Annotated in this window: 29 protein-coding genes; 15 read left to right on the top strand and 14 right to left on the bottom strand. The window is 71.2% G+C overall.

Annotated elements, in window-relative coordinates:
* The first annotated feature begins 60 nt into the window (after nucleotides 1-60).
* The 3 genes from phbB to RISW2_RS02845 all read left to right on the top strand — a co-directional run bounded on the left by phbB (nucleotide 61) and on the right by RISW2_RS02845 (nucleotide 2490).
* A complete protein-coding gene (gene phbB, locus RISW2_RS02855) occupies nucleotides 61-783 on the top strand; it encodes an acetoacetyl-CoA reductase (protein WP_043766314.1) in 723 nt (240 codons plus the stop codon).
* 170 nt (nucleotides 784-953) lie between these two features.
* On the top strand, nucleotides 954-1886 hold the full coding sequence (locus RISW2_RS02850; protein WP_043766311.1) for a VOC family protein: 933 nt from the start codon (nucleotides 954-956) through the stop codon (nucleotides 1884-1886).
* A complete protein-coding gene (locus tag RISW2_RS02845) occupies nucleotides 1879-2490 on the top strand; it encodes an alpha/beta hydrolase (RefSeq protein ID WP_043766308.1) in 612 nt (203 codons plus the stop codon). The genes RISW2_RS02850 and RISW2_RS02845 overlap by 8 nt, the downstream gene beginning before the upstream one ends.
* Nucleotides 2491-2616: 126 nt before the next feature.
* On the opposite strand, the gene RISW2_RS23860 is transcribed toward RISW2_RS02845, so the two are convergent.
* The 3 genes from RISW2_RS23860 to RISW2_RS02835 all read right to left on the bottom strand — a co-directional run bounded on the left by RISW2_RS23860 (nucleotide 2617) and on the right by RISW2_RS02835 (nucleotide 3889).
* Complete coding sequence (locus tag RISW2_RS23860) at nucleotides 2617-2793, bottom strand: YdcH family protein (RefSeq protein WP_084615223.1); 177 nt, start codon at nucleotides 2791-2793, stop codon at nucleotides 2617-2619.
* Between the two features lie 117 nt (nucleotides 2794-2910).
* The gene (locus RISW2_RS02840) at nucleotides 2911-3684 is read right to left on the bottom strand and encodes a tRNA1(Val) (adenine(37)-N6)-methyltransferase (RefSeq protein WP_043766306.1); all 774 of its coding nucleotides are present in this window, start codon (nucleotides 3682-3684) and stop codon (nucleotides 2911-2913) included.
* Nucleotides 3674-3889, bottom strand: coding sequence for a putative signal transducing protein (locus tag RISW2_RS02835; RefSeq protein ID WP_043766304.1), 216 nt, complete (start codon nucleotides 3887-3889; stop codon nucleotides 3674-3676). The genes RISW2_RS02840 and RISW2_RS02835 overlap by 11 nt, the downstream gene beginning before the upstream one ends.
* 69 nt (nucleotides 3890-3958) lie before the next feature.
* Here RISW2_RS02835 and RISW2_RS02830 point away from each other — a divergent pair, with 69 nt between their 5' ends.
* On the top strand, nucleotides 3959-4960 hold the full coding sequence (locus RISW2_RS02830) for a polyprenyl synthetase family protein (RefSeq protein ID WP_043766302.1): 1002 nt from the start codon (nucleotides 3959-3961) through the stop codon (nucleotides 4958-4960).
* On the opposite strand, the gene RISW2_RS02825 is transcribed toward RISW2_RS02830, so the two are convergent.
* From RISW2_RS02825 to RISW2_RS02815, 3 genes are all read right to left on the bottom strand, one after another.
* On the bottom strand, nucleotides 4936-5805 hold the full coding sequence (locus tag RISW2_RS02825; RefSeq protein ID WP_084615222.1) for a 4-(cytidine 5'-diphospho)-2-C-methyl-D-erythritol kinase: 870 nt from the start codon (nucleotides 5803-5805) through the stop codon (nucleotides 4936-4938). The genes RISW2_RS02830 and RISW2_RS02825 overlap by 25 nt on opposite strands.
* Nucleotides 5798-7543 (bottom strand): tetratricopeptide repeat protein, encoded by a 1746-nt coding sequence (locus tag RISW2_RS02820; RefSeq protein ID WP_244437495.1) that lies wholly within the window; start codon nucleotides 7541-7543, stop codon nucleotides 5798-5800. Before RISW2_RS02820 ends, RISW2_RS02825 begins: the two co-directional genes overlap by 8 nt.
* Nucleotides 7544-7712: 169 nt before the next feature.
* Nucleotides 7713-9359, bottom strand: coding sequence for an electron transfer flavoprotein-ubiquinone oxidoreductase (locus tag RISW2_RS02815; protein WP_043766299.1), 1647 nt, complete (start codon nucleotides 9357-9359; stop codon nucleotides 7713-7715).
* A 210-nt stretch (nucleotides 9360-9569) separates the two neighbouring features.
* Between RISW2_RS02815 and greA the strand changes: the two genes are divergently transcribed.
* Together greA and RISW2_RS02805 are read left to right on the top strand one after the other, a co-directional pair.
* A complete protein-coding gene (gene greA / locus RISW2_RS02810; RefSeq protein ID WP_043766297.1) occupies nucleotides 9570-10040 on the top strand; it encodes a transcription elongation factor GreA in 471 nt (156 codons plus the stop codon).
* A gap of 19 nt (nucleotides 10041-10059) precedes the next feature.
* Entirely contained in the window at nucleotides 10060-11100 is a 1041-nt protein-coding gene (locus RISW2_RS02805; protein WP_043766294.1) for a hypothetical protein, read from the top strand.
* 3 nt (nucleotides 11101-11103) lie between these two features.
* Here the strand turns inward: RISW2_RS02805 and RISW2_RS02800 are convergent, their stop codons facing one another.
* On the bottom strand, nucleotides 11104-11967 hold the full coding sequence (locus tag RISW2_RS02800; RefSeq protein WP_043766291.1) for a hypothetical protein: 864 nt from the start codon (nucleotides 11965-11967) through the stop codon (nucleotides 11104-11106).
* A gap of 102 nt (nucleotides 11968-12069) precedes the next feature.
* Here RISW2_RS02800 and RISW2_RS02795 point away from each other — a divergent pair, with 102 nt between their 5' ends.
* Together RISW2_RS02795 and RISW2_RS02790 are read left to right on the top strand one after the other, a co-directional pair.
* The gene (locus RISW2_RS02795; protein ID WP_043766288.1) at nucleotides 12070-12807 is read left to right on the top strand and encodes an AzlC family ABC transporter permease; all 738 of its coding nucleotides are present in this window, start codon (nucleotides 12070-12072) and stop codon (nucleotides 12805-12807) included.
* Nucleotides 12804-13130: an AzlD domain-containing protein gene (locus tag RISW2_RS02790; RefSeq protein ID WP_043766286.1), complete on the top strand. Its 327-nt coding sequence runs from the start codon at nucleotides 12804-12806 to the stop codon at nucleotides 13128-13130. Before RISW2_RS02795 ends, RISW2_RS02790 begins: the two co-directional genes overlap by 4 nt.
* Nucleotides 13131-13162: 32 nt before the next feature.
* On the opposite strand, the gene RISW2_RS02785 is transcribed toward RISW2_RS02790, so the two are convergent.
* The 4 genes from RISW2_RS02785 to RISW2_RS02770 all read right to left on the bottom strand — a co-directional run bounded on the left by RISW2_RS02785 (nucleotide 13163) and on the right by RISW2_RS02770 (nucleotide 16886).
* Nucleotides 13163-13786, bottom strand: a complete 624-nt coding sequence (locus RISW2_RS02785) for a hypothetical protein (RefSeq protein WP_043766284.1) — start codon at nucleotides 13784-13786, stop codon at nucleotides 13163-13165.
* A gap of 17 nt (nucleotides 13787-13803) precedes the next feature.
* Nucleotides 13804-13938: an aa3-type cytochrome c oxidase subunit IV gene (locus RISW2_RS02780; RefSeq protein ID WP_043766281.1), complete on the bottom strand. Its 135-nt coding sequence runs from the start codon at nucleotides 13936-13938 to the stop codon at nucleotides 13804-13806.
* Nucleotides 13939-13995: 57 nt separating this feature from the next.
* A complete protein-coding gene (locus RISW2_RS02775) occupies nucleotides 13996-15084 on the bottom strand; it encodes an MBL fold metallo-hydrolase (RefSeq protein ID WP_051491761.1) in 1089 nt (362 codons plus the stop codon).
* A gap of 86 nt (nucleotides 15085-15170) precedes the next feature.
* Entirely contained in the window at nucleotides 15171-16886 is a 1716-nt protein-coding gene (locus tag RISW2_RS02770; protein ID WP_043766279.1) for an acyl-CoA dehydrogenase, read from the bottom strand.
* Nucleotides 16887-17158: 272 nt separating this feature from the next.
* On the opposite strand from RISW2_RS02770, the gene RISW2_RS02765 reads away from it, so the two are divergent.
* From RISW2_RS02765 to truB, 6 genes are all read left to right on the top strand, one after another.
* Nucleotides 17159-18109, top strand: a complete 951-nt coding sequence (locus RISW2_RS02765; RefSeq protein ID WP_043766277.1) for an L-threonylcarbamoyladenylate synthase — start codon at nucleotides 17159-17161, stop codon at nucleotides 18107-18109.
* An 84-nt stretch (nucleotides 18110-18193) separates the two neighbouring features.
* The gene (locus RISW2_RS02760; protein ID WP_043766274.1) at nucleotides 18194-18982 is read left to right on the top strand and encodes an exodeoxyribonuclease III; all 789 of its coding nucleotides are present in this window, start codon (nucleotides 18194-18196) and stop codon (nucleotides 18980-18982) included.
* A 90-nt stretch (nucleotides 18983-19072) separates the two neighbouring features.
* On the top strand, nucleotides 19073-19987 hold the full coding sequence (trxA, locus tag RISW2_RS02755; RefSeq protein ID WP_043766271.1) for a thioredoxin: 915 nt from the start codon (nucleotides 19073-19075) through the stop codon (nucleotides 19985-19987).
* 27 nt (nucleotides 19988-20014) lie between these two features.
* A complete protein-coding gene (locus RISW2_RS02750; protein ID WP_043766268.1) occupies nucleotides 20015-20662 on the top strand; it encodes an LON peptidase substrate-binding domain-containing protein in 648 nt (215 codons plus the stop codon).
* The gene (locus RISW2_RS02745) at nucleotides 20659-20856 is read left to right on the top strand and encodes a Trm112 family protein (protein ID WP_043766266.1); all 198 of its coding nucleotides are present in this window, start codon (nucleotides 20659-20661) and stop codon (nucleotides 20854-20856) included. Before RISW2_RS02750 ends, RISW2_RS02745 begins: the two co-directional genes overlap by 4 nt.
* Nucleotides 20857-20941: 85 nt before the next feature.
* Nucleotides 20942-21850: a tRNA pseudouridine(55) synthase TruB gene (gene truB, locus RISW2_RS02740; protein WP_043766263.1), complete on the top strand. Its 909-nt coding sequence runs from the start codon at nucleotides 20942-20944 to the stop codon at nucleotides 21848-21850.
* 20 nt (nucleotides 21851-21870) lie between these two features.
* On the opposite strand, the gene RISW2_RS02735 is transcribed toward truB, so the two are convergent.
* Nucleotides 21871-22908: a succinylglutamate desuccinylase/aspartoacylase family protein gene (locus RISW2_RS02735; protein ID WP_043766260.1), complete on the bottom strand. Its 1038-nt coding sequence runs from the start codon at nucleotides 22906-22908 to the stop codon at nucleotides 21871-21873.
* Between the two features lie 141 nt (nucleotides 22909-23049).
* Nucleotides 23050-23706 carry a peroxiredoxin gene (locus tag RISW2_RS02730; protein WP_043766256.1) on the bottom strand — a complete coding sequence of 219 codons (657 nt, stop codon included), beginning with the start codon at nucleotides 23704-23706 and terminating at the stop codon, nucleotides 23050-23052.
* Nucleotides 23707-23864: 158 nt separating this feature from the next.
* Here RISW2_RS02730 and RISW2_RS02725 point away from each other — a divergent pair, with 158 nt between their 5' ends.
* Nucleotides 23865-25304 carry an aldehyde dehydrogenase family protein gene (locus tag RISW2_RS02725; protein WP_043766253.1) on the top strand — a complete coding sequence of 480 codons (1440 nt, stop codon included), beginning with the start codon at nucleotides 23865-23867 and terminating at the stop codon, nucleotides 25302-25304.
* Nucleotides 25305-25323: 19 nt separating this feature from the next.
* Here the strand turns inward: RISW2_RS02725 and RISW2_RS02720 are convergent, their stop codons facing one another.
* Nucleotides 25324-25971 (bottom strand): RluA family pseudouridine synthase, encoded by a 648-nt coding sequence (locus RISW2_RS02720; protein ID WP_043766250.1) that lies wholly within the window; start codon nucleotides 25969-25971, stop codon nucleotides 25324-25326.
* Nucleotides 25972-25983: the final 12 nt, after the last annotated feature.

The following is a 25983-nucleotide window of genomic DNA, read 5'->3' as shown; positions in this document are numbered from 1 at the left end:
GTTGCGATTTATCGCAGTGATTTGGAACGGAATTACCCAGCCACCACGGAGGAGAACGGAATGGCACGCACAGCACTGGTTACCGGCGGCAGCCGCGGCATCGGCGCCGCGATCTCGAAGGCATTGAAGGCCGAAGGCTACCAGGTGGCGGCCACCTATGCCGGCAACGACGAGAAGGCGAAGGCCTTCACCGACGAGACCGGCATCAAGACCTACAAGTGGAACGTCGCCGACTACGAGGAATCGAAGGCCGGGATCGAGGCGGTCGAGGCCGATCTCGGGCCGATCGACGTGATCGTGGCCAATGCCGGCATCACCCGTGACGCGCCGTTCCATAAGATGACCCCCGAGCAGTGGAAGGAGGTCGTCGACACCAACCTCACCGGCGTCTTCAACACCGTGCACCCGGTCTGGCCGGGCATGCGCGACCGCGGCTTCGGCCGCATCATCGTGATCTCGTCGATCAACGGCCAGAAGGGACAGTTCGGCCAGGTGAACTACGCCGCGACCAAGGCGGGCGACCTCGGCATCGTGAAGAGCCTCGCGCAGGAAGGCGCCGGCAAGGGGATCACCGCCAACGCGATCTGCCCGGGCTACATCGCGACCGAGATGGTCATGGCCGTCCCCGAGAAGGTGCGCGAGAAGATCATCAGCATGATCCCCGCCGGCCGTCTGGGCGAGCCCGAGGAGATCGCCCGCTGCGTCACCTTCCTCGCTTCGGAGGATTCGCAGTTCATCAACGGCTCGACGATCTCGGCGAACGGCGCGCAGTTCTTCGTCTGACGACCGATCCACGGCACCAGGGGGGGCGCGTTCCGTGCGGACGCGCCCCCTTCTTGTGCCGCGCGTCCAGGTGGATGCGTGCGAGAGCGCACTGATCAGGTGCCCGGATCCGCATTTTCCGCACAGCGCGCCGCCCCTATCTTCGCGTCAACAAAACCGAGGAGACGGCCATGATCACGGACATCAAGGGGCTGCACCACGTGACCTCGCTCGCGTCGGGCGCACAGTCCAACAACGATTTCTTCACCAAGGTGCTCGGCCTGCGCCGGGTCAAGAAGACGGTCAACTTCGACGCGCCCGAGGTCTATCACCTCTATTACGGCGACGAGGCGGGCACCCCCGGCACGGTTATGACCTACTTTCCCTTCCCGCATGCCCGCCGCGGGCGGCGCGGCGCGGGCGAGGTCGGTGTCACGGCCTTCGCGGTGCCCGTCGGCGCCCTGCCCTACTGGAAGGACCGCCTGACGGCCGCGGGCGTCACCGGGATCGATGCCGGCATCCGCTTCGGCGAGGCGCGGCTCGCGTTCGAGGGGCCGGATGGCGACGTCTTTGCGCTGGTCGAGGTCGATGATGACGACCGCGCCCCGTGGACCGGCAACGGCGTGCCGGCCGACGTGGCGATCCGCGGCTTCCACTCGACCGACATGGCGCTGCGCGATCCCGCCGCGACGGCGGAGCTGCTGCGCTTCATGGGCTATGTCGAGGACGAGACGCGCGAGGGCACGACCCGCATGCGGCTCGAGGACGGCAACGGCGCCCATGTGATCGACCTGACGCGCCTCGACGCGCCGCGGGCCGACCAAGGCGCGGGATCGGTGCACCACGTGGCCTTCGCCGTCGAGAACCGCGCGAAGCAGCTCGAGGTGCGCAAGGCGCTGACCGACACGGGCTACCAGGTGACGCCGGTGATCGACCGGGACTATTTCTGGGCGATCTACTTCCGCACCCCCGGCGGCGTGCTGTTCGAAGTGGCCACCAACGAGCCCGGCTTCGACCGCGACGAGGACAGCGCGCATCTCGGCCAGGCGCTCAAGCTGCCCAAGCAGCACGAGCACCTGCGCGAGGCGCTGGAAACCCGCTACCTGGAGCCGATCCATGACTGATGCGGCGGACCTCTACGTCCATGCCGAGACACAGGGGCGCCCTGGCGCGCCCCTCGTCGTCACCCTGCACGGGACCGGCGGGACCGAACGGCAATTTCACGACGCGGCGTCGGACCTTCTGCCCGGCGCGCATGTCGTCTCGCCCCGCGGCGACGTGTCGGAGGGCGGCGCCCTGCGGTTCTTCCGCCGCGCGGCCGAAGGCGTCTACGACATGGACGACCTCGCACGGGCGACGGAGGCCATGGCGCGCTTCGTCTCGGCGCACAGGGACCGGGTCGGCGCCACGCGGACCATCGCCCTCGGCTACTCGAACGGCGCCAACATCGCCGCGTCGGTGGCGCTGGCGCATCCCGAGGTGTTCACCGACCTCGCGCTCCTGCACCCGCTGATCCCGTGGGACCCGGCGCCGCAGCCGGGCCTCGCGGGAACCCGCATCCTCGTGACGGCGGGCCGGCGCGACCCGATCTGTCCTGCGCCCATGACGGAGGCACTGATCGCCTACCTGTCGGCACAGGACGCGCAGGTCACGTCGGAATGGCATGCGGGGGGACACGAGATCGCGCCGGCGGAGGTCGAGGCGCTCACGGCCTTCCTGCGCGGCTGAGACGCCCGGCCGCGGCACGGGCGGTCATGCGGTCGTTCCAGGTGGACCCCGGCGCGGGCGCGCGCCGGGATCCCTAAGCCGGTACCGTGCATCGGGCGGTGCCCGGCACGGGCGGGTGCAACCCCCTCAGTGCAGCCTGGTTTCCGACAGGCGCGTGATCTCTTCCTTGAGACGCAGTTTCTGCTTCTTCAGCTCGGCGACATGCAGGCGGTCCATGCCCGGCGCGCGCTGCGCGGCCTCTACCGCCTCGCTCAGCGACGCGTGTTTTCTCTTCAGTTCCTGCAGATGCGAACTCAAGCTCATAGGGGCCTCCTGTAAGGGAACGTGGAGCTTGATTGCAGCACAGGACGACCCGAAAGTCACGTCGCGATGCATCATTCGGCAACGGGCGGCTAACGGCTCGGTAACAATCGTGCGAAATCACGGCGAAAAGCGCAGCGGCGCGCCATCGCGCAGGATCGCTGCCACCGCGGGGGCGTAATCCTCGGCGTCGCTTTCGTGCCGGTCGCCGGCATGCAGAATCAGCGGCGCCAGCGCGCGGAACGCGGCACGCCCACCCTTGCGCCCGCGCAGAAGGATCAGCCGCGCAGGCCGCCCCACGCGCGGCGCGAGCGGGAGGAACTCGATCCCGCCGAGCCGCGCGTCGAAGGCCGCGAGGAGCTCGGGCAGCCGCTCGACCCGCTGGATGAAGGTGACGCTGCCGCCATGTGCCGTGCGCCGCGCCGCGGTCGCTACCCAGTCCGCAAGGGGAGTCGGGCCGGCGAGCCCCGTTTCGCGCCCTGGATCGGCGGCGCCCTGCCGACGGGCGGGTTCGAAATAGGGCGGGTTCGCGATGACGTGATCGAAGGTCTCCTGCCGCAGGTCGGGCGGCAGCGCCGCCACGTCGGCCGTCACCACCCGGGCGGGACACTCCGCGTCGGCCGCGTTCCTCCGCGCGAGGCGTGCGTAGGCCGGCTGCAGCTCGACCCCGGTCAGGTCGAGCCCCGGAACCCGCGCGCCGAGGCAGAGCATCGCCGCGCCCGCGCCGCAGCCGAGGTCGAGCACCCGCTGCCCGGGCACCGCCGCCACCGACGCGGCCAGAAGCACCGGGTCGACGCCCGACCTGTAGCCCCGCCGCGGCTGCCACAGCCGCACCCGCCCCCCGAGGAAGGCGTCCTGCGTCAGGTCGGCATCGGCAAAGGCCTCATCGCTCAAACGCCACCCCGTTTTCCCACAGGATGCGCCGCGCGCGCGGCAGGTCCGCGCTGCGCACCATCAGCCGCCGCGGCAGAATGCCCAAGGATCCCTCGAGGACGCTCATGTTTACGTCCAGTTCAAAGCTCACTATACCCTCCTCGTCGAGCAGGGTGCGGGCAAGCGGGATCAGCGTGATATCGTTGGTGCGCAAGAGTTCTTCCATGCCCGAGATGTAACCCGCCGGCGCGCGCCCCGTCGAGAGCGTCCCGAACAGAGCGACAGGAGGTCCTCCATGAGCCTCGATCACCCGTCGGCGAAACCGCACGACCGCCTGGCCGCGGCCCTGTCCGACGACCTTGCGGCGGTGAACCGGCTGATCCGCGCGCGCATGGCGTCCGAGAACGCGCCGCGCATCCCCGAGGTCACCGCGCACCTCGTCGAGGCCGGCGGCAAGCGGCTGCGGCCCATGCTGACACTCGCCGCGGCGCGCATGTCGGGCTATGGCGGCCCCTTCCACGTGCACCTCGCCGCGACGGTCGAGTTCATCCATACCGCGACGCTCCTGCACGACGACGTGGTGGACGAAAGCCGCCAGCGGCGCGGGCGTCCCACGGCGAACCTGCTCTGGGACAACAAGTCGAGCGTGCTGGTGGGCGACTACCTCTTCGCGCGGTCGTTCCAGCTGATGGTCGAGACCGGCTCGCTGCGGGTCCTCGACATCCTCGCCAATGCCGCCGCCACCATCGCCGAGGGCGAGGTGCTGCAGCTCACGGCGGCGCAGGACCTTGCGACGGACGAGGGGATCTACCTCCGGATCGTGCGCGGCAAGACCGCGGCGCTGTTCTCGGCGGCGACCGAGGTCGGCGGCGTCATTGCCGGCGCGCCGGAACCGCAGGTGCGCGCGCTGCACGAATACGGCGACGCGCTGGGCATCGCGTTCCAGATCGTCGACGACCTCCTCGACTACCAGGGCGATGCCAAGGCGACCGGCAAGAACGTCGGCGACGATTTCCGCGAGCGCAAGCTGACCCTGCCGGTGATCAAGGCAGTGGCCGCCGCGGATGCCGAGGAACGCGCCTTCTGGGCCCGCACCATCGGCAAGGGCCGGCAGGAGGAGGGCGACCTCGACCACGCGCTGCGGCTTCTCGATCGCCACGGCGCGCTCGAGGCGACGCGGCAGGACGCGCTCGGCTGGGCTGCCAAGGCGAAGGCGGCCATGCAGGTCCTGCCCGACGACGCCTTCCGCGCGATGCTGATCGACCTCGCCGACTACGTGGTCGCGCGCGTGAACTGATCCTCGCCGAAGGACGCGGCCATGTCCGCGCCGTTCAGCGTCACCGCGGCGACCCACCATCCGGGTTCGGCCGCGGCGATGCGGTCGGCTGCGCGGCGCGCCGCCGCCGCGTCGGCATAGAGCCCGAAACAGGTCGCCCCCGACCCCGACATCCGCGCCAGCATCGCGTCCGAGAGCGCGGCGAGCACCTCGCCCACAACGGGCGCGAGACCGCGCGCCGGGGGTCCCAGATCGTTGCGCTGCTCGGCCAGCCAGCGCGCGCAGTCCGCCGCGTCGCCGAAGGTCGGCACGACCTCGGGCATGGGCGGGTTCTCCTTGGTCTCGAGCGCGCCGTAGACGGCCGGCGTCGAGAGCTCCATGCCCGGATTGACCAGGACCGCCGGCAGTTCGGGCAGTTCCACCGGCATCGTCCCCTCTCCCGCGCCGGAGATGCGCTGCGCGCCGGGCGCGAGGCACATGGGCACGTCCGCGCCGAGGATCATCGCGTTCCGCGGCACCGGCACGCCCCAGAGCTCGGACAAAGCGCGGAGCGTGGCGGCCGCATCGGACGACCCGCCGCCGAGCCCCGCCGCCGTCGGCAGGCGCTTGTCGAGCACGATCTCGGCCCCGCGCACCGGGTCGAGGAGCCGCGCGGCCTTCTGAACGAGGTTCTCGGGGCCGTCCGGCACGCCGTCGGCCCGCGGGCCGGTCACCCGGAGCGACAACGCGTCGGCCGGCGCGACGCGCACGCTGTCGCCCACATCGGCGAAGACGACGAGCGAATCGAGCGCGTGGTAGCCGTCGGGCCGCTGGCCGGTGACGTGCAGCGTCAGGTTGATCTTCGCCGGGGCAAAGGCCTCAATCACCGCCATCGGCAGCCACGTCCAGCGGGGGCGATCCTTCCTCGGCCAGAACCGCGTCGAGCCCCACCTCGAGCTTGCGGCGGATGCGGTCGGGATCGGCATCCTGGCTCACGTTCTCGGCCTCGACGAAGGACAGCGCGCGCCGCCACATGAACTCGGCCTCGCGCGTCCTGCCGACCGCCCAGTAGACGTCGCCCAGGTGGTCGTTCACCACCGGGTCGATGGGCATCAGCTCGGCGGCGCGCTCCATCGGATCGACGGCCTCCTCGTAGCGGCCGAGGCGGTAGAGCACCCAGCCGAGGCTGTCGACGATGTAGCCCGAATCGGGCTCCGCGGCGACCGCCTCCTCGATCATCGACAGCGCCTCGTCGAGCTTCACCTTCTGCTCGACCAGCGAATAGCCGAGGTAGTTCAGCACCTGCGGCTGGCCGGGATTGAGCTCCAGCGCCTTGCGGAAATCGTCCTCGGCCTCCTGCCAGTTGCCCTGCCGCTCCTGGCTGATGCCGCGGGCGTAGTAGAGGAACCACTGCGTGCGGTCGGGCTCGTCGTAGCTGTCGATCGCATCGGTGTAGGCGCGGATGGCGTCGGGGAACCGTTCCTGCTGGCGCATCAGGTCGCCCAGCGTCGACATCACCACCGGCAGGTCGCCATGGGTCTGCGCCAGGCTTTCCAGCACCTCGATCGCGGCGTCCGTGCGGCCGCTCACGCGCAGAGAGTTCGCCCGGCCGAGTTCCGCCGCATGGTAGGAGGGATGGTCGCGCGGCACCTTGCGGTAGGCCTCGACCGCGAGGTCGTGCTGCCCGAGACTGTCGAGCAGCTCCGCCGTGAGGAGAAGCCCGTCCACGTGTTCGGGGCGCAGGTGCACGGCGATCCGCGCGTAGACCAGCAGGAAATCCTCGGACATCTCGTTCGAGAACGCGCCGGCAAGCGTGTAGAACACCTCTGCCAGCCCGTCGCGGGCCCGCTGCGCATGGGTGAACGGCACAGCCTCGCCTTCCGAGAGCGCATCGTGCAGCGCCCGGAGCCCCGGGTCGATCCCGGCGGTGAAGGCGTCGTCGATCAGCGCCAGCGCCTCGCCGTTGCGGCCGAGCTGGCTCAGGATCTCGGCCCGCGCCATGACCGCGCGGCGCGTCATCTGCACCGAGCCGAGCGCCCCCGAGGCAAAGATCGTCTCGGCCCCCTCGTAATCGCCGACCGAGGCCAGCGCGAGCGCCTTGTGGTAGGTGGCGAAGGGCGCGAGGCCCTGCATCTCGCCCACCTCGTCGAAGGCCACCAGCGCATCCGACATGTCGCCCTGCCCGAGCAGCGCCCAGGCGCGGATCAGGCCGTCGACGATGCGCCCGACGCTGTCGCCCGCGTCGATCTGCGCGATGGCGCCGGCGTAGTCCTCGGATCCGAGCCGCTGCGCGAGAAGCGCGAGGTTCGCGATCTGGCTCGGCTGGTTCAGCGTGTCGAGACGTTCGGCAAGCGTCGCCGCCCGCTCGATGTCGCCGAGCGCGAGGTGCGAAAACGTCGCGCGCTCCAGCAGCTCGGGCCGCTCGCGGTCGTGCTGCAGCGTGCGGTCGTAGTAGCGGGCCGCCGCGCTGAAGTCGCCCTCCATGCTGGCCGCCCGCGCCGCGAGATAATCGCCCGACACGCCCTGTGCCGCAACGCCCGCAGGCATCCCGGCGGCCAGCGCCAGGGCCGCTGCCGCGGCCAGCCGGCACAATCCCTGCCTGCGCATGTTCCCGATGCCGCCCATGCCGATGCCTCCCGCCTGTGCCTGCACTCGCTGCCGTTTGGGCGAGCCTACAGGCGCCGGGGATGCCATGCAACGCGGGCGAGGCCGATCCGCCCGGCCCGGCGGATAACGCCTTCGTCACCGCCGCCCGCGCGGGCGATCGCCGCCGCGCGCGGGCGCGGCCCCGGCATCACATGTTGGGGTAGTTCGGGCCGTCGCCGCCCTGCGGGGTCGTCCAGGTGATGTTCTGGGCCGGGTCCTTGATGTCGCAGGTCTTGCAGTGGACGCAGTTCTGGAAGTTGATGACGAACCGCGGCTCGCTGTCGGTGTCCACGAACTCGTAGACGCCCGCCGGGCAGTAGCGCTGCGAGGGGCCGGCATACTCCGCCCAGTCCACCGTCACCTGCACCTCGGGCTCCTTCAGCTTGAGGTGCGAGGGCTGGCTTTCCTCGTGGTTCGTCATCGCGAAGGACACGTTGGTCAGCCGGTCGAAGCTCAGCTTGCCGTCGGGCTTGGGATAGTCGATCGGCTTGAAGTTCTTCGCCTTGCCCGTCGCGGCGGCGTCCGACTTGCCGTGCCCGAGCGTGCCGAACGCGGAAAAGCCGAAGGTGTTCGTCCACATGTCGAACCCGCCGAGCGCGAGGCTCGCCGTCAGGCCGTATTTCGACCAGAGCGGCTTGATGTTGCGCACGCGCTTCAGGTCCTGGCCGATCGCACCCGTACGCACCTCGGTCTCGTAGTCCGCGAGCTCGTCACCGGCGCGGCCGGCCGCGATCGCCGCATGCGCGGCCTCGGCCGCGGCCTTGCCCGACAGCATCGCGTTGTGGTTGCCCTTGATCCGCGGGACGTTGACCATGCCGACCGAGCAGCCGAGCAGCGCCACGCCCGGCGCGACCATCTTGGGCATCGACTGGTAGCCGCCCTCGCTGATCGCGCGCGCGCCGTAGGCCACGCGCTTTCCGCCCTCGAGCAGCTCCTTCACCATCGGGTGGTGCTTGAAGCGCTGGAACTCCATGTAGGGGTAGAGGTACGGGTTCTCGTAGTTCAGGTGGACGACGAAGCCCACGTAGACCTGGTTGTTGTCCAGGTGGTAGATGAACGCCCCGCCGCCCGCGTTCTTGCCGAGCGGCCAGCCCATGGTGTGGGTGACGGTGCCGGCGCGGTGCTTGGCCGGGTCGATCTCCCAGATTTCCTTCATCCCGAGGCCGTATTTCTGCGGCTCCTTGCCCTTGGCGAGGTCGTGCCGGGCGATCACCTGCTTTGCCAGCGATCCGCGCACGCCCTCGCCGAGGAAGACGTACTTGCCGTGCAGCTCCATGCCGGGTTCATAGCCGTCGCCGGGCGTGCCGTCGGCATTGAGGCCGAACTCGCCCGCCACCACGCCCTTGACCGTGCCGTCCTCGCCCCAGACGATCTCCGAGCACGCCATGCCCGGGAAGATCTCGACGCCCAGCGCCTCGGCCTGTTCGGCCATCCAGCGGCAGACATTGCCCATCGACACGATGTAGTTGCCGTGGTTGTTCATGAGCGGCGGCATCGGCCAGTTCGGGATGCGCGCCTGCCCCTCTTCGCCCAGCAGGTAGAAGTTGTCCTGCGTCACCTTCACCGTCACCGGCGCGTTCCGGTCGCGCCAGTCCGGGATCAGCGCGTCGAGCCCGCAGGGGTCGAGGACCGCACCCGACAGGATGTGCGCGCCGACCTCCGATCCCTTCTCGAGGACGACGACGGACAGATCGGCGTCGAGCTGCTTCAGGCGGATCGCGGCGGACAGGCCCGCAGGCCCCGCTCCCACGATCACCACGTCGTATTCCATCGCCTCGCGCGTCACGTCGGTCATCTCGCTTCCTCTCGGCATGTCTCGACGTGAACTAAAGGTCGCGGGCGGCCGGGGTCAATTGTGACACGGCGTCTTGCGATCCGTTTGCGACACGGGGCCGCCGCGCCGGCGATGCCCGTCGCCCCTTGAAATCGACCCGCCTTTGCGGTCAAGTGCGAGGCTGACACCGACGGGCGGCCCAAGGGCCGCCCAAAGACGTTTGGACGATCCATGGACAAGATACCGATGACCCGCGCGGGACATGCCGCGCTCGAAGCCGAATTGAAGACGCTCAAGTCCGAGGAGCGGCCGGCGATCATCCGCGCGATCGCCGAGGCACGCGAACACGGCGACCTGTCGGAAAACGCCGAATACCATTCGGCGCGCGAGAAGCAGAGCTTCATCGAGGGCCGTATCAAGGAGGTCGAGGGCATCCTGTCGCTCGCCGAGGTGATCGACCCCCGCACCCTGTCGGGCGCGGTGAAGTTCGGCGCGACCGTCACCGTGGTCGACGAGGACACCGACGAGGAGAAGACCTGGCAGATCGTCGGCGAGCACGAGGCCAACATCGAGAAGGGCCTCCTGAACGTCCGCTCGCCCATCGCCCGCGCCCTCATCGGCAAGGAGGAGGGCGACAGCGTCGAGGTGCGCACGCCCGGCGGCGAGAAGTCCTACGAGATCCTCAAGATCAGCTACGTCTGACGTCGTCCGGGGAAGGACCATGGCCCACGAAGACGCGCGCCCCGGAAGCCTCGGCCTGTACGACCGAGGCGACCGGCCCGATCCGTCGCCCGGCGAGCTCGTCGCTGCGGGCCTCTCGGTGCTCTGGCTGCTGGTGGCCGGCGGCTACTTCGTGTTCTTCGGCGCGGCCGAGGACGAGGGTGCGCTGCGGCTCCTGCTGACGCTCCTCGTGATCTTCCTGCCCGTGGCGATGGTCTGGGTCGCCACGACCGCCATGCGCGCCACCCGCATGATGCGTGCCGAGAGCGCGCGGCTGCAGGCATCGGTCGACGCCCTGCGGCAGGCCTACGTGGCGCAGGCGCAGTCGGGGCGAAGCGACCAGCAGGGCACGTCGATCACCCGGCGGCTCGACGAGCTCGCCGCCGCGCAGAAGAAGACCGACGCGGCGCTCGCCACCTTCACCTCGACCCGCGCGCAGGGCGGCCAGCCGCCGGCGCGCGCCGCGACGCCCGCCGCGCGCCCCGCGCCCGCCCAGCCGCAGGCTAAGACGCCCCGCGCCGAGGAACAGGCGACCTTCGCCCTCGGCACCCCGCCCGAAACGGACGCGCCGCCGCTCGGCAATGCCGACTTCGTGAGCGCGCTGAACTTCCCGGAAACGCCCGAGGACCGCGAGGGCTTCGCCGCGCTCCGCCGCGCGCTGAAGGACCGCCCGGCCGCGCAGCTGATCCAGGCGGCGCAGGACGTGCTGACCCTGCTCGCGCAGGAAGGCATCTACATGGACGACCTCAAGCCCGACATGGCCCGCCCCGAGACCTGGCGGCGGTTCGCGCAGGGCGCCCGCGGGCGCGAGATCGCGGCGCTCGGCGGCATCCGCGACCGCTCGGCGCTCGCGCTGACGGCGGCGCGCATGAAGGCCGACCCGATCTTCCGCGACGCCGCGCACCATTTCCTGCGCCTCTACGACCGCGGCTTCGCCCGGTTCGAGCCCGCGGCGACCGATGCCGAGATCTCGGATTTCGCCGACACCCGGTCCTCGCGCGCCTTCATGCTGCTCGGTCGCGTCGCCGGCACCTTCGACTGAGGCTCAGGGCACCCGCGCCGCGGCGTCGAGCACCGCCTCGTGGCCGTGACCCAGGATCCATCCCTCCTCCCGGTCGCCCTCGCGGAGCATCGCGTCGAGCCTGCCAGCCTCGAGCCGCCACAAGGCGCGGGCAAGGACGCGCACCTGCGTCCGGTCGCGCACCTCGCCCGGCTCCGCCAGCGCCGCCACGGTGGACGCGATGAGCGACGGGAACGCCTCCGCCAGAACCAGCGGGCGGTCGGGCGGCTCGAAGGGGGCCACGCTCAGGTCGGCACCGTAGCGGCGCCGGAGCCGGGACAGGACCGGCAGGCCGAGCAGCGCCTGCGAGCCGACCGACCCGGTGGTGTAGAGCTTCCAGCAGGGCTGCGCGCGGGGCAGCCGCGCCTCGATCCGCCGCCGTTCGGCCATGCCGTGGCCGTGCCGCAGGCTGCCGCGCGCCGGCAGGTCCGGCCCCGCCTCTCCGGCAGGGCACCCCCAGAAGGGCCCGACGCCCGGGAACATGCGATTGAGCGCGCGTGCCACGTCCCAGCGGTTGTTGGCGTTGTCCGGCCCGTCCTCGACCCGTGCCGCAAGCCAGTCCCATAGCCGGAGCGGATCGTCCGCCCCGGTGACCGCGCCTGCGAACCCCGCCGGGTAGGCGAAGGGAAAGTCGAACCCCGCCAGCACCCTGTCGCCCCGGTCGAGCGCTGCGTCGAACAGCGCGGCCAGCGCCGCCTCGGCCGCCGCGCGGGTACGCATGTAGGCGCACTCGGTCCCGCCGTCCGGCCCCGCGATGCCGATCCAGATGGCGTCCGCGCTCTCGCGGCGCGGCGAGGGGGCGGAGCGCGCCGACCAGTCCACGACGACGATCCTGTCGAAGCTCCTCAATTGTGCCTCTCCGACGCATGAAATCCGAACCGGCCCCCGGCGGGCATTTGCATCTGCCGGCGCGCGGGACTAGGCAATGACCGATCTAGGGGAGACGCGGCCATGGCGGCAAGTGCTGCACGTTCGAGTTACATGCGGGGTCTCCGCGACGGACTGCCCTTTCTCGCCGTCATCCTGCCCTTCGGAATGCTCTTCGGCGTCGTCGCCACCGAGGCCGGCCTCTCGATCTTCGAGGCGCTCGCCTTCTCGATCGTCGTGATTGCCGGCGCCGCCCAGTTCACCGCGCTCCAGCTGCTGAACGACGCCGCGCCGCTTGCGGTGGTGATCGCCTCGGCGCTGGCCGTGAACCTGCGCATGGCCATGTATTCCGCGTCGATGACGCCGCATCTGGGCGCGCTTCCGATGTGGAAGCGCGCGCTCGTCGCCTACTTCCTCGTCGACCAGACCTACGCGCTTTCGCAGATGGAATTCGAGGCAAAGCCGCTCTCGCTCACCGAGAAGCTCGGCTATTTCCTCGGCACCGTGACTCCCATCTGCCTGCCCTGGTACGGGGCAACTGTGGTGGGTGCCTGGGCGGGCGCGGCGATCCCGCCCGAGACCGGCATCGACTTCGCCGTGCCGCTGGCCTTCCTCGCCATGATCGGCGGCATGCTCAGGACCACCGCGCACCGGTGGGCCGCTGCCGCCGCGGCGGTTGTGGCCGTGGGCTTCGCCTGGCTGCCCTGGAACCTCGGCCTGATCGTCGGCGGCGTCGCCGGCATGGTGGTCGGCGCACAGGTGGAACTCTGGACCGAACGGCGCGAGGCCGCGAAGGTCGTCAAGGAGGAGGCCGACGCATGATCGACCGCACGATGCTCTGGATCGTGATCGTGGCGCTCGGGATCGGGTCGTTCGGCCTGCGCTTCGTTTTCCTCGGCCTGGTGGGCGACCGGCCGCTGCCGCCCTGGCTCCTGCGGCACCTGCGCTACACCGCCGTCGCGGTGCTGCCCGCGCTCGTCGCGCCGCTCGTGCTGTGGCCGCGCGCCACCGAGGGCGAGACCGACCCCGTGCGCATCGCCTCGGCCTGCGTCACGCTCGCCGTGGCCTTCGTCACGCGCAACGTGATCGCCGCCATGGCGTCGGGCGCGGGGGTGCTGGCGCTCGGCATGCTGATGCTCGGCTGAGGCCGGGTCGGAGGCCGCTGCAGGGGGCGGGCTCAGCCGCCCGCCGCCCCATCGAAGAACGCGTCGACCGCGAGGCTCTTGTCGTCCGGGTCCTCCTCGTAGCGCCTGCGCGTGGTGACACCCGGAAGCGCACCGAACTGCCGCGACAGCGCGTTTGGGAAGAATGTCGGCCGGATCGATTCGAACCCTGGCAGCTGCCGCAGGATGCCCGAGGTCGCCTGCGTGCAGAACGCCTGCGCGACGGTGCCGTTCTGCATGGCGAGCTGCAGCGCCTGCTCGGCCACCGCGGGCGGCACCTCGATGCGCTGGATCACAACGTGGTAGGTCTCGCGCGCATGGGCGCGCTCGTAGAGCTCGGCCAGTGCCGGCGTGATACCGTAGAGGACGTCGCCCCGTTCGACCAGCTGAGGATGGCTCACCGATCCCGCCGGGTCGAACACGACCCGCTGCGAGGCGTTGATCATCAGCGAGGTGTGCTCGCCGCCGCCGCTCGAGTTGTTCACCATGGTGAAGAGCGTGAGCGCGGGCGGGCCGTCATGGCGGTAGGCGGCTGCCGCCACCGCCTCCGGCGGGGCGTCGGGGCCGGATTTCGGCGTGGCGCAGCCGGCCAGTGCCAGCGCGCCCGCAAGCGCCAGAGCGCAGGCGCGCAGTGTCATGCGTGGATGTCCCGGGATCAGGCGCCGACGAACGCCAGCAGGACGACCCCGACCGCGATCACGATCACCGTGCGCACCGTGAAGGTCACGAAGCCCTCGAAGGTCTTTTCCTGTTCGGTGATGTCCATCTCGCCGTGCTTGTGCTCAGCCATCTTTCGCTTCCCTGAAAGCCGTCTCTTGCAGCGCAGTAGCGCACTTTCCGGCGCCTGTCACGCCTGCGGCCCCCCGGCATTCTGACGCGGGCCATGGGTGTCGCCGAGAGCGCGGAACTGCCACGCGCCGTCGTCGCGCAGACTGCGCTCGGCGCGTCCCTCGTGCCAGAGGTTGAGACAGTGCGCGACGGCCTCCACCATGGCGAGCCCGTATTCCGCCGGCCCGATCCGCCGCTTGAAGAGGGGCGCGAAGCACTCGCCCGCCGCCCGCGGTTCTGACAGGTGCGCGTGCAGCCGGGCGAGCGCGCCGTGATGGTTGTCGATGAGCTGCCGCATCCGGAGCGGCAGGCCGGTGAAGGGCAGCTTGTGCCCGCCCAGCACGAAATGGTCGGGCCGCGCGCAGCTCTCGAGCCGTTCGCAGGCCTCGAGCCACTCGGCCACGGGATCGGCCTCGGGCTGTGTCGCGTAGACGCCGATGTTCGAGCTGATCGAGGGCAGGATCTGGTCGCCGGCCAACACGAGCGGGCAGTCGCGGCTCCAGAAGGTGGCATGTTCGGGCGCGTGTCCGTTGCCGATCCGCACGTCCCAGTCGCGTCCGCCGATGCGGACCACGTCCCCCTCGGCGACGCGGGTGAAGCCGAGCGGCATCGGGTGCACCACGTCGGCGAAGTTGAAGGGCCGCTCCTGGGCGCGCTGCGCGAGGATCTCGGGGTCCATGCCGCAGCGGCGCCAGAAGGTAAGCGTCTCCTCGGTCGGGCGATCCTGCACGTCGAGCGTCAGCATCCGCGCGAAGAGCCACGCGGTGCGGGTCGAGACGAGTTCCGCGTCGTGCACCTTCTGGAACCAGCCTGCCATGCCGACATGGTCGGGGTGATGGTGGGTCACGATGACCCGGCGCACCGGGCGGCCGGCCAGCGGCCCGTCCAGGAGCCGCTCCCAGATCGCCACGCCGCGCTTCGAGTGAAAGCCGGTGTCGACCAGCGTCCAGCCGTCGCCGTCGTCAAGCGCGTAGACGTTCACGTGGTCGAGCTTCATCGGCAGGGGAAGGCGCATCCACAGGACGCCCTCGGCCACCTCGATCGCCGCGCCCTCCTCGGGCGGCTCGGCGAAGGGATGGCGGATGCCGCGCGCGCTCGTGCCGTCCATGGGGCGCTCTCCTCGGGTCGTGACTGCCGGAACGCGTCCGTCCTGTCACGCGGGCGGGGTCGCCGCAAGGGCGGCCCCGCGCGGCGTCAGGCGGCGAGGTCGTCGGGCGTGATCGCGTAGAGATCCTCGGCCCCGCTGCGGGCATGGGCCAGGAGGCCCGCATGTTCCGGCAGGAGCCGCGTGATGTAGAACCGGGCGAGCCGCGCCCTCGCGCCGCCGGGATCGGCGATGGCGGCCTGCAGGTGGTGGTGGGCGCCCAGCACCCGCGCAAAGGCCCGCAGGAACGGCGCCGAGCCCGCGAACCGCGCCGACAGGTCGCCCTGCCCCACCAGCCATTCGACCGCCTCGCGCAGCGTCTCGGCCGCGTTCCAGACCGGCGCGGCCAGGTCAGGGACCTGCGCGCGGGCCTGTTCGGCAAAGGCCTCGACCTCGTCCAGCAGCGCGACCGCCGCCTCGCCGCCATCCGCCATCTTGCGCGACACGAGGTCCATCGCCTGGATGCCGTTCGTGCCCTCGTAGATCGCGGTGATCCGCACGTCGCGCAGGTACTGCGCCGCGCCCGTCTCCTCGACATAGCCCATGCCGCCGTGGATCTGCACGCCCATGTCCGCGACCGCCATGCCGACCTCGGTGCCGAACGCCTTGGCGATGGGCGTCAGGAGCGCGGCACGCGCCTGCCATTCCGCCTGCCCCGTAGCCCGCGCCATGTCGAGCGCGGTGGCGCAGGACAGCGCGATGGCCCGCGCGGCGAAGATATCGGCCTTCATGCTGGCGAGCATCCGGCGCACGTCCGCATGATCGACGATGGTGCCCGTGCCGTCCGGGATCGGCGCCGCGCCCTGCTTGCGGTCGAGCGCGTAGGCGAGCGCCGCCTGGTAGGCCGCCTCGGCGATGCCCACGCCCTGCGCGCCGACGCCCAGCCGGGCATTGTTCATCATGGTGAACATGGCCTTCATGCCGCCGTTCTCGGCGCCCACGAGCCAGCCCGTCGCGCCGTCGTAGTCGAGGACCGCGGTGGGCGAGCCGTGGATGCCGAGCTTGTGCTCGAGAGACACCGTGCGCACGCCGTTCCGCTGCCCCGGCGTGCCGTCCGCGTCGGGCAGGAATTTCGGTACCATGAAGAGGCTGATGCCGCGGGTACCCTCGGGCGCGCCCGGCAGCCGCGCCAGCACCAGGTGACAGATGTTGTCGGTCAGATCGTGGTCGCCCCACGTGATGTAGATCTTCTGGCCGGTGATCCGGTAGGTGCCCTGCCCGTCGGGTTCCGCCCGCGTGCGCAGCGCGCCCACGTCCGACCCGGCCTGCGGCTCGGTCAGGTTCATGGTGGCGGTCCATTCCCCCGAGACGAGCCGCGGCAGGTAGAGCTGCTTCAGCGCGTCGCTCGCATGGTGCTCGAGCGCCTCGATCTGGCCCTGCGTGAGCAGCGGATTGAGCTGCAGCGCGAGGTTCGCCCCCGACAGCATGTCGTTCACCGCCGTGGTCAGTGCCATGGGCAGGCCCATGCCGCCGTAATCGGGATCGGCGGACACCGCGATCCAGCCGCCCTCGGCCATGGCACGGAACGCCTCGGCGAAGCCCGGCGAGGTGCGCACGACGCCGTTCTCGAGCCGCGCGGGATGCAGGTCGCCGTCGCGCCGGGTGGGCGCGACCACTTCCTCGCAGAGCTTGCCGGCCTCGGTCAGGATCGCCTCGACGGTCTCGGGCGTGGCCTCGGCAAAGCGCGGCTCGGCGGCGACGCGGTCGAGCCCGACCACGCGGTCGAAGAGGAACAGGAAGTCTGAGACGGGAGCGCGGTAGGGCACGGGCCTCCTCCTTTCACCTTGCGGGACGGCTTGCGCCTGTCTGGGGCGGGCCCCTGCCTGCGGCGCGGGGGGCCGACCCCCGTGCCGGGCGGACCCGGTTCGCCCGCCACCGTGGCAGGCCGCCGCCGCTGCGTCCATCGGAACGCCGCGTCCCGCCCGCGGCGGGAAACGCGGCGTCACGCGCGCACGGCCCGCGACGCTTCCAATCGGCGCCCGCATCGGTCATGACGGCGACGCCCGCCGGAAGCGGGCATCGGACGGGGACGCGGGCGATGGCGGATCAGGAGACCGAACGGCTGGCAGCGGACGCGGCGGGCATCGCGCGCGCCGCCGGGCACCTGCGCGCGGGCCGTGCCGTCGCCTTTCCGACGGAAACGGTCTACGGCCTCGGCGCCGACGCGCGATCGGACGACGCGGTCGCGGGGATCTACGCCGCCAAGGACCGGCCGGGCTTCAACCCGCTCATCGTGCACGTGGCCGACATCGCCGCCGCGCGCCGCCTCGTCGCCTGGCCCGACGCGGCCGAGGCGCTCGCGGCCGCGTTCTGGCCGGGGCCGCTGACGCTGGTGCTGCCGATGCTGCCCGACGCGCCGGTCTCGCGGCTCGCGGCCGCGGGGCTCGACACGCTCGCGGTGCGCATGCCCGCCCATCCGGTCGCCCGCGCGCTGCTTTCCGAGGCGGGTCTGCCGGTGGCGGCGCCCTCGGCCAACCGGTCGGGGCGGATCAGCCCCACGACCGCGGCGCACGTGCTTGCAACGCTCGACGGGCGCATCGCCGCGGTGCTCGACGGCGGACCGACCGAGGTGGGCGTCGAATCGACCATCCTCGGCCTCGCGGAGGCGCCGCGGCTGCTGCGCCCGGGCGGCCTGCCGCGCGAGGCGCTCGAGGCGGCGCTCGGCGCCGCCCTGCCCGGCGGTCCCGCGGGCGACGCGATCACCGCGCCCGGCCAGACCGCGTCGCATTACGCCCCCGTTGCCGCGCTCCGGCTGGACGCGACCGCGTGGCGCGACGGCGAGGCGCGGCTCGGCTTCGGTCCCGTCGCCTGCGACCTGAACCTGTCGGCCGCGGGCGACCTGCGCGAGGCGGCCGCGAATCTCTTCGCCCACCTGCACGCCCTCGACGCCGGCGGGCCGCGGGTGATCGCGGTCTCGCCCGTTCCCGGGCACGGGCTCGGCGTCGCGATCAACGACCGCCTGCGCCGGGCCGCGGCCCCCCGCGCCTGAGGTCAAGCCGCTTCCGGGTTGCCTTCGGCGCACGGGGCCGGGCATGGTCCGCGCGACCGACAGACGACGCCCGGAGACACGCCCATGGCCTTCACGCTCGCCACCTGGAACATCAACTCCGTCCGCCTGCGCGAGGCGCTCGTGGCGCAGCTGCTCGCGGAGGAGGCACCCGACGTCCTGTGCCTGCAGGAATGCAAGAGCCCGGTCGACAAGATCCCGATGGAACGGTTCCGCGCGCTTGGCTACGCGCACGTGGTCGCGCGCGGCGACAAGGGCTACAACGGCGTCGCGATCCTGTCGAAGCTGCCGCTCGAGGACGCGGGCAGCCTCGACTTCGCGGGGCTCGGCCATGCCCGGCACGTGGCGGCGCGGCTGCCGAACGGCGTGCTCGTGCACAACTTCTACGTCCCCGCCGGCGGCGACGTGCCCGACCGCGAGAAGAACGTGAAGTTCGGACAGAAGCTCGACTACGTCTCGGACATGACCGCGCATTTCGCCGACACGATGCCGCAGCGCTCGGTGCTGGTGGGCGACCTCAACATCGCCCCGCGCGAAGACGACGTCTGGTCGCACAAGCAGCTCCTCAAGGTCGTGTCGCACACGCCGGTCGAGGTCGAGCACCTGACCCGCGCGCAGGAGGCCGGCCGCTGGGTCGACGTCACCCGCAAGGACATCCCCGAGGGCCAACTCTATTCCTGGTGGTCCTACCGCTCGCCGGACTGGAACGCCGCCGACAAGGGCCGCAGGCTGGACCATGTCTGGGCCTCGCCGGACATCGCCGGCGCGGCGCATGGCAGCCGCATCCTGCGCGAGGTCCGCGGCTGGGAAAAACCGTCCGACCATGCCCCGGTCTTCGCCACCTTCGACCTCTGACGCGGGCGCCGCGTCCCCTTGCAACACAGGGCCGCGTGCTCCATCTAGACCGGCATCACAGGAACGCGAGAGCCCGAGGGAACCGGAAACATGATCGAACTGGGCACAGCCAAGGCGCAGGAAGCGCCGGACCTCATCAAGGACGTGACCGAGCAGAGCTTCATGCAGGACGTCGTCGAGGCGTCGCGCGAGGTTCCCGTCATCGTCGACTTCTGGGCGCCGTGGTGCGGGCCGTGCAAGACCCTCGGCCCGATGCTCGAGGACGCGGTGCGCGCGGCCAAGGGTGCGGTCAAGATGGCCAAGGTCAACGTCGACCAGGCGCAGATGATCGCGAGCCAGCTGCGCATCCAGTCGATCCCGACCGTCTACGCCTTCTGGCAGGGCCAGCCGGTCGACGGCTTCCAGGGCGCGGTTCCGCAGTCCGAGATCAAGGCCTTCGTCGACCGGCTGGTCGGCCAGGCGGGCGGCGACCCGTCGGGCGGGCTCGACGACGCGCTGGCCGCCGCCGAGGAGATGATCGATCAGGGCGCCTATGCGGACGCGCTGCAGGTCTTCCAGGCGATCCTCGGCGAGGACGAACGCAACCCGACGGCCTATGCGGGCGTGGTGCGCACGCTGGTCGCCATGGGCGACGTCGCGCAGGCCGAGGCGGTGCTGAACGGCGTGCCGGCCGAGATCGCGACCGCGCCGGAACTCGAGGCCGCGCACGCGCAGATCCAGCTCGCCCGGCAGGCCGAGAACGCGGGCCCGGTGGCCGATCTCGAGGCAAGGGTCGCCGCCGATCCGCAGGACCACCAGGCGCGGTTCGACCTCGCGCAGGCGCTGCAGGCGGCGGGCCGCACGCAGGAGGCGGTGGATCACCTGCTCGAGCTTTTCCGCCGCGACCGGGAATGGAACGACGGTGCCGCCAAGACGCAGCTCTTCACCGTTTTCGACGCGCTCAAGGCCAACGATCCCATCGTCCTGAACGGTCGTCGAAAACTCAGCTCGATGATATTTGCCTGAGCCCGGGTCCGGGCTAGCTGGCGCGTCATGGAGCGACTTCCGGATCTGCCCAAGGTCATCCCCGTATTCCCGCTGACCGGCGCGCTGCTGCTGCCGCGCGCCCGGTTGCCGCTGCACCTTTTCGAACCGCGCTACCTCGCGATGCTGGACGACAGCCTCAAGACCGACGCGCGGATGATCGGAATGGTGCAGCCGAACCCCGTGCCGGGCCGCGACAAGAAGGCCCTGCACACGATCGGCTGCGCCGGTCGCGTGACCCAGCTGTCCGAGACCGAGGACGGCCGGTACATGATCACGCTGACCGGCATCTCGCGCTTCCGCATCGAGCGCGAGGTCGAGGGCTTCACCCCCTATCGCCGCTGCGAGGTCCGCTGGGACGGCTTCGAGGCCGACCGGGGCGGGCCCGAGAACGACAACGACTTCCCCCGCGACCGCTTCCTGCAGTTGCTCGACCGCTACTTCTCGTGGCGGAACCTGTCGGCCGACTGGTCGACGCTCAAGGAGGCCGACGACGAGCTGCTCATCAACTCGCTGTCGATGCTTCTGGACTTCGATCCCGAGGACAAGCAGGCGCTGCTCGAGGCGCCGTCGCTCGGCACGCGGCGCGAGACGCTGGTGACGCTGATCGAGTACGCGCTGCGCGGCGGCCCGGGCGGTGAGGAGATGATGCAATGACCGACGAAGCCCCGCGGCCGCGCGCCGCCTTCGACCGCCGGATGCTCGAGGCGCTGATCTGCCCGGTCAGCCACGGCTCGCTCGACTACGACGCCGAGCGGCAGGAACTGGTGAGCCGGAACGCGAATCTCGCCTTTCCGATCCGCGACGGCATCCCCGTGATGCTGCGCGAGGAGGCGCGCATCCTCGACTGAGGCACGCGCCGCGCGGTGCGATTGACAGCCCGCCCGGCGCCCGCTACGCCCCCGGCCTCATCCGCGGCAGGGTAACGGGAACGGCATGGCACGCACACGCAAGGGACGCGACATCTCGGGCTGGCTGGTGGTGGACAAGCCCGCCGGCATCACCTCGACCGCCGTGGTGGGCAAGGTCCGCTGGGCCCTCGATGCCAAGAAGGCGGGCCACGCAGGCACGCTCGATCCCGACGCGACCGGCGTTCTGGCGGTGGCGCTCGGCGAGGCGACCAAGACCGTTCCCTTTGTCACCGATGCGCTCAAGGCCTACCGCTTCACCGTGCGGCTCGGGCAGGCGACCGACACCGACGATGCCGAGGGCCGGGTCATCGGCACGTCCGACGCGCGCCCGTCGGACGCCGAGATCAAGGAGGCGCTGCACGCCTTCGTGGGCGAGATCGCGCAGGTGCCGCCGCAATATTCCGCGGTCAAGATCGACGGGGAACGCGCCTATGCCCGCGCCCGCGACGGCGAGGTGATGGAGATCGCCGCCCGCCCCCTCTGGGTCGAGGAGCTGGTGATGACCGACCGGCCCGACAGCGACCACGTGACGCTCGAGATGACCTGCGGCAAGGGCGGCTACGTGCGCTCCATCGCCCGCGACCTGGGCGAGGCGCTGGGCTGCCTCGGCCACGTGCGCGAGCTGCGCCGCCTCTGGTCAGGGCCGTTCGACGCCGAGGACGGCATGGCGCTCGACGAGATCGAGCGGCTGGCGCGCACGCCCGACCTCGACGCGCGGCTCCTGCCGCTCGAGACCGGGCTCGCCGAGCTGCCCGAGGCGCGCTGCACCGCCGAGGCGGCGACGCGGCTCCGCAACGGCAACCCGGGCATGGTGATCGCGCCCGACCTCGAATTCGGCGACGAATGCTGGGCGGCGCTCGACGGCCGCGCGGTGGCGGTCGGCACCTATCGCGGCGGCGAACTGCACCCGAGCCGGGTGTTCCGCCACCGCTGAGGCAAGACGCCGCCGCGGCCTCAGATGATCTCGTCCTCGTCGAAGAGCGCCGGCGCGTCGAGATGTTCGGCCATCTCGACCTGCGCGGTCTCGTGGTGCACCGGGCGCGCCGGTTCGGCCACGTGGAACAGCGCGTCGCCCTCGTTGACCACCGGCAGGTTGGTGCGCCCGACGATGATGCCGCTCGCGGGCGCGCGCACCTCGGCCTCGACATCGCCGAAGGGGTCGGACACGAGGCCCAGCACCGTGCCCTCGGTAACGTAGTCGCCGCTCGCCTTCAGCGTCCGGAGAAGGCCGCCCGACGGCGCCCGCACCCAGGTCGAGCGTTCGCAGTGCACCGACGCGCCCCGTGCCCGCGGCACGCCCCGCGCGCCGATCATCTCGGCCGCCTGCATCACCCGCAGGATGCCCGCGACGCCCGCCCGCGCCGCGACCTCGTCGAAGCGCAGCCCCTCGCCCGCCTCGTAGAGCAGGAGGTCCACGCCCGCGGCCTCGGCCGCCTCGCGCAGCGACCCCTCGCGCACCTTCGACATCAGCGTCACCGGCGCGCCGAAGGCCGCGCCCAGCGCCCGCAGCCGCGCGTTGCCGGGCGTCAGCCGGATCTGCGGCAGGTTGGTGCGCCCGACCGCCGCCGAATGCAGGTCGATGCCGATGTCGCAGCGCGCGACGATCTCGGTCAGGAAGAGGTCGGCGAGCCGTCCGGCGAGCGAGCCCTGCGCGTGTCCCGGGAACGACCGGTTCAGGTCGCGCCGGTCGGGCATGTAGCGTGACTGGTTGAGAAAGCCGAAGGCGTTGACGATGGGCACCGCGATCAGCGTGCCCGCCAGCCGGTCGAGCGGCGCGGCGCGCAGCAGCCGGCGGACGATCTCGACGCCGATCACCTCGTCGCCGTGGATCGCCGCGGACACGAACATCACCGGCCCCGGCCGGCGGCCGTGCACCACGTGCGCGGACAGGGTCACGGGCGTGTGGTCCGACAGGACGGATACCGGCAGGTCGACCGTGCGGCGTGCACCGGGCGCGATGCGCGTCCGGCCGAGGATGAACGGCGTGGTCATGAGGGGCGGGCTCCTTTCGGCTGGCGATCAGACCGCAAGCCCGCGCGCGAGGCAAGGTGCGCCCCGCGCGCGACCGGCCCGGCGGGGCCGCCGCGCCGCATCCCTGTGCAGGACCGGCCCGGGTCGGCCGGCGTCAGGTCCTCAGCCCGGGACCTTGGTCATGCGCAGGTAGGGCAGCACGGTCTGGTACTGGCCGAACCGGGTCGCCGCGTCCTCCTCGCTCACGGTCGCGGGGATCACCACGTCGTCGCCCACCTGCCAGTTCGCGGGCGTCGCGACGCCGTGCGCGGCGGCGGTCTGCAGGCCGTCGAGGGCGCGCAGCACCTCGGCGAAGTTGCGGCCCACGTTCATCGGGTAGGTCATCATCAGCTTCAGCGTCTTGTCGGGCGCGACGATGAAGACCGCCCGCACGGTGGCGGTGTCGTTGGGCGTCCGGCCGTCCGGCAGGTAGGCCTCCGCCGGCAGCATGTCGAACGCCTTGGACAGCTCGAGATTGGTGTCGGCGACGATGGGAAAGCCCGCCTTGGCGCCTTGGCTCACCACCTCGATGTCCGACTTCCACTTCACGTGGTCGGCGGCCGAATCGACGGAGATGCCCAGCACCTTCGTCTTGCGCTTCTCCCATTCCGGGGCGAGCTGCGCCACGGCACCGAACTCCGTCGTGCAGACGGGGGTGAAGTCCTTGGGATGCGAGAACAGGATAGCCCAGCTGTCGCCGATCCACTCGTGCAGGCTGAACGTGCCCTGGTCGGTCTCGACCGTCAGGTCGGGGATGGTGTCGTTGATGCGCAGGGACATGGGGTCCTCCGTGTCGATGATGTGCGTCTCCCCCTGCAACCTAGGCGCGGCGATGCGCGTTTGCAGCCCCCGACGTGCCGCTTGCCGCTTGCAGGTGCCGGCGGGCGGTGCGACGATATGATCAAATTCTACGGAAATCTCGTGAAGGGAGACCACCCATGATCGAACGCCGGCAATTCTACATCGACGGCGCCTGGACCGACCCGGTCGCAGGCACCGACCACAAGGTGATCGACCCGTCGACCGAGGAGCCCTTCGCGGTCATCTCGCTCGGCGGTGCCGCCGACACCGACGCCGCAGTCGCCGCGGCCAAGCGCGCCCTGCCGGGCTGGATGCACGCCGACCCGGCCGAGCGCATCGCCTGCCTCGAGCGGCTGCTCGAGGTGTACAAGCGCCGCGCGGACGACATCGCCGAGGCCATGAGCCAGGAGATGGGCGCGCCGCGGGACCTCGCCCGCAGCAGCCAGTCGGGCGCGGGCGCCTTCCACCTCCAGGAGTTCCTCGACGCCGCGCGCGACTTCCCGTTCGAGGCGCCGCTGCGCGACGACGCGCCGGGCGACCGCATCATCCGCGAGGCGGTGGGCGTCGCGGCGCTCATCACGCCGTGGAACTGGCCCATGAACCAGGTCACGCTCAAGGTCGGCGCGGCCGCCGTCGCGGGCTGCACCATGATCCTGAAGCCCTCCGAGGAAAGCCCGCTGTCGGCGATGATCTTTGCCGAATGCATGGACGAGGCGGGGTTCCCCAAGGGCGTGTTCAACCTCGTGAACGGGGACGGCCCGGGCGTCGGCACCCAGCTCTCGGGTCATCCCGACGTCGACATGGTCAGCTTCACCGGCTCCTCGCGCGCCGGCCGGCTGATCTCGAAGAACGCCGCGGACACGCTGAAGCGCGTGCACCTCGAGCTCGGCGGCAAGGGCGCCAACCTCATCTTCGCCGATGCCGACGAGAAGGCGGTCAAGCGGGGCGTGCTGCACATGATGCAGAACACCGGCCAGTCCTGCAACGCGCCGTCGCGGATGCTGGTCGAATCCTCGGTCTATGACCGCGTGGTCGACGAGGCTGCCCGCGTCGCCGAGCAGGTCAAGGTCGGCCCCGCCTCGGAGGACGGCCGCCATATCGGCCCGCTCGTGAACGAGACGCAGTGGCAGAAGGTGCAGGACCTGATCCAGAAGGGCATCGACGAGGGCGCCCGGCTGGTCGCCGGCGGCCCCGGCCGGCCCGAGGGCCTGAACCGAGGCTTCTTTGCCCGCCCCACGGTCTTTGCCGACGTGACGAACGACATGACCATCGCGCGCGAGGAGATCTTCGGCCCCGTGCTGACCATCATGCGGTTCGAGGACGAGGCGCAGGCGGTCGAGATCGCCAACGACACCGTCTACGGGCTCACGAACTACGTGCAGACGCAGGACGGCGCGCGCCGCAACCGGCTCGCGCGGCAGCTGCGCTCGGGCATGGTCGAGATGAACGGCCAGGACCGTTCCGCAGGCTCACCCTTCGGCGGCATGAAGCAGTCCGGCAACGGGCGCGAGGGCGGCCATTTCGGCATCGAGGACTTCACCGAGATCAAGGCCGTCTCGGGCTGGGCGGCCGAGTAGGACCCGTCGCGCCGTCGCCTCAGAAGGGCGGCGGCGCGCGGAACCGCACGCCCGCGCCGCCGTCGGGATGGCGCAGGCGCAGCTCCTCGGCGTGCAGCATCATGCGCGGGAACGCCGTCGCCGTCTCGGGGGCGTAGAGCGGATCGCCGAGGATCGGGTGCCCGAGCGCCAGCATGTGCACACGCAGCTGGTGGCTGCGCCCCGTCCGCGGCATGAGCCGCACCCGGCTCTCGTCCTCCGCGGCCCGCAGCACCCGCCAGTCGGTCAGCGCCGGCCGGCCCTCGGCGCGGTCGACCTTCTGCAGGGGCCTGTTCGGCCAGTCGACGGCCAGCGGCAGATCCACCTGCCCGGTCTTCGGCTCGAGCCGCCCCGCCACCCGCGCCAGGTAGGTCTTCTTGGCCTGCCGTTTCTCGAACTGCAGCCCGAGATGGCGCTGCGCGTGCGGCGTCAGCGCAAAGATCATCACCCCCGACGTGTCGCGGTCGAGCCGGTGCACCAGCAGGACCTGCGGGAACGCCTCGGCAAGCCGCGCGATCAGGCAATCGGCCAGGTCCGGCCCCTTGCCCGGCACGGACAGGAGCCCCGCGGGCTTTTCGACCGCGAGGATCTCGTGGTCGGCGTGCAGGATCGGTATGTCGCCTTGCGGCGGGGCGTAGACGTCGCTCATGGCGCCGTTCCC

This window comes from Roseivivax isoporae LMG 25204 (genome assembly GCF_000521865.1).
Lineage (GTDB): Bacteria > Pseudomonadota > Alphaproteobacteria > Rhodobacterales > Rhodobacteraceae > Roseivivax > Roseivivax isoporae.
This window is presented reverse-complemented; position numbering and strand designations above follow the sequence as displayed.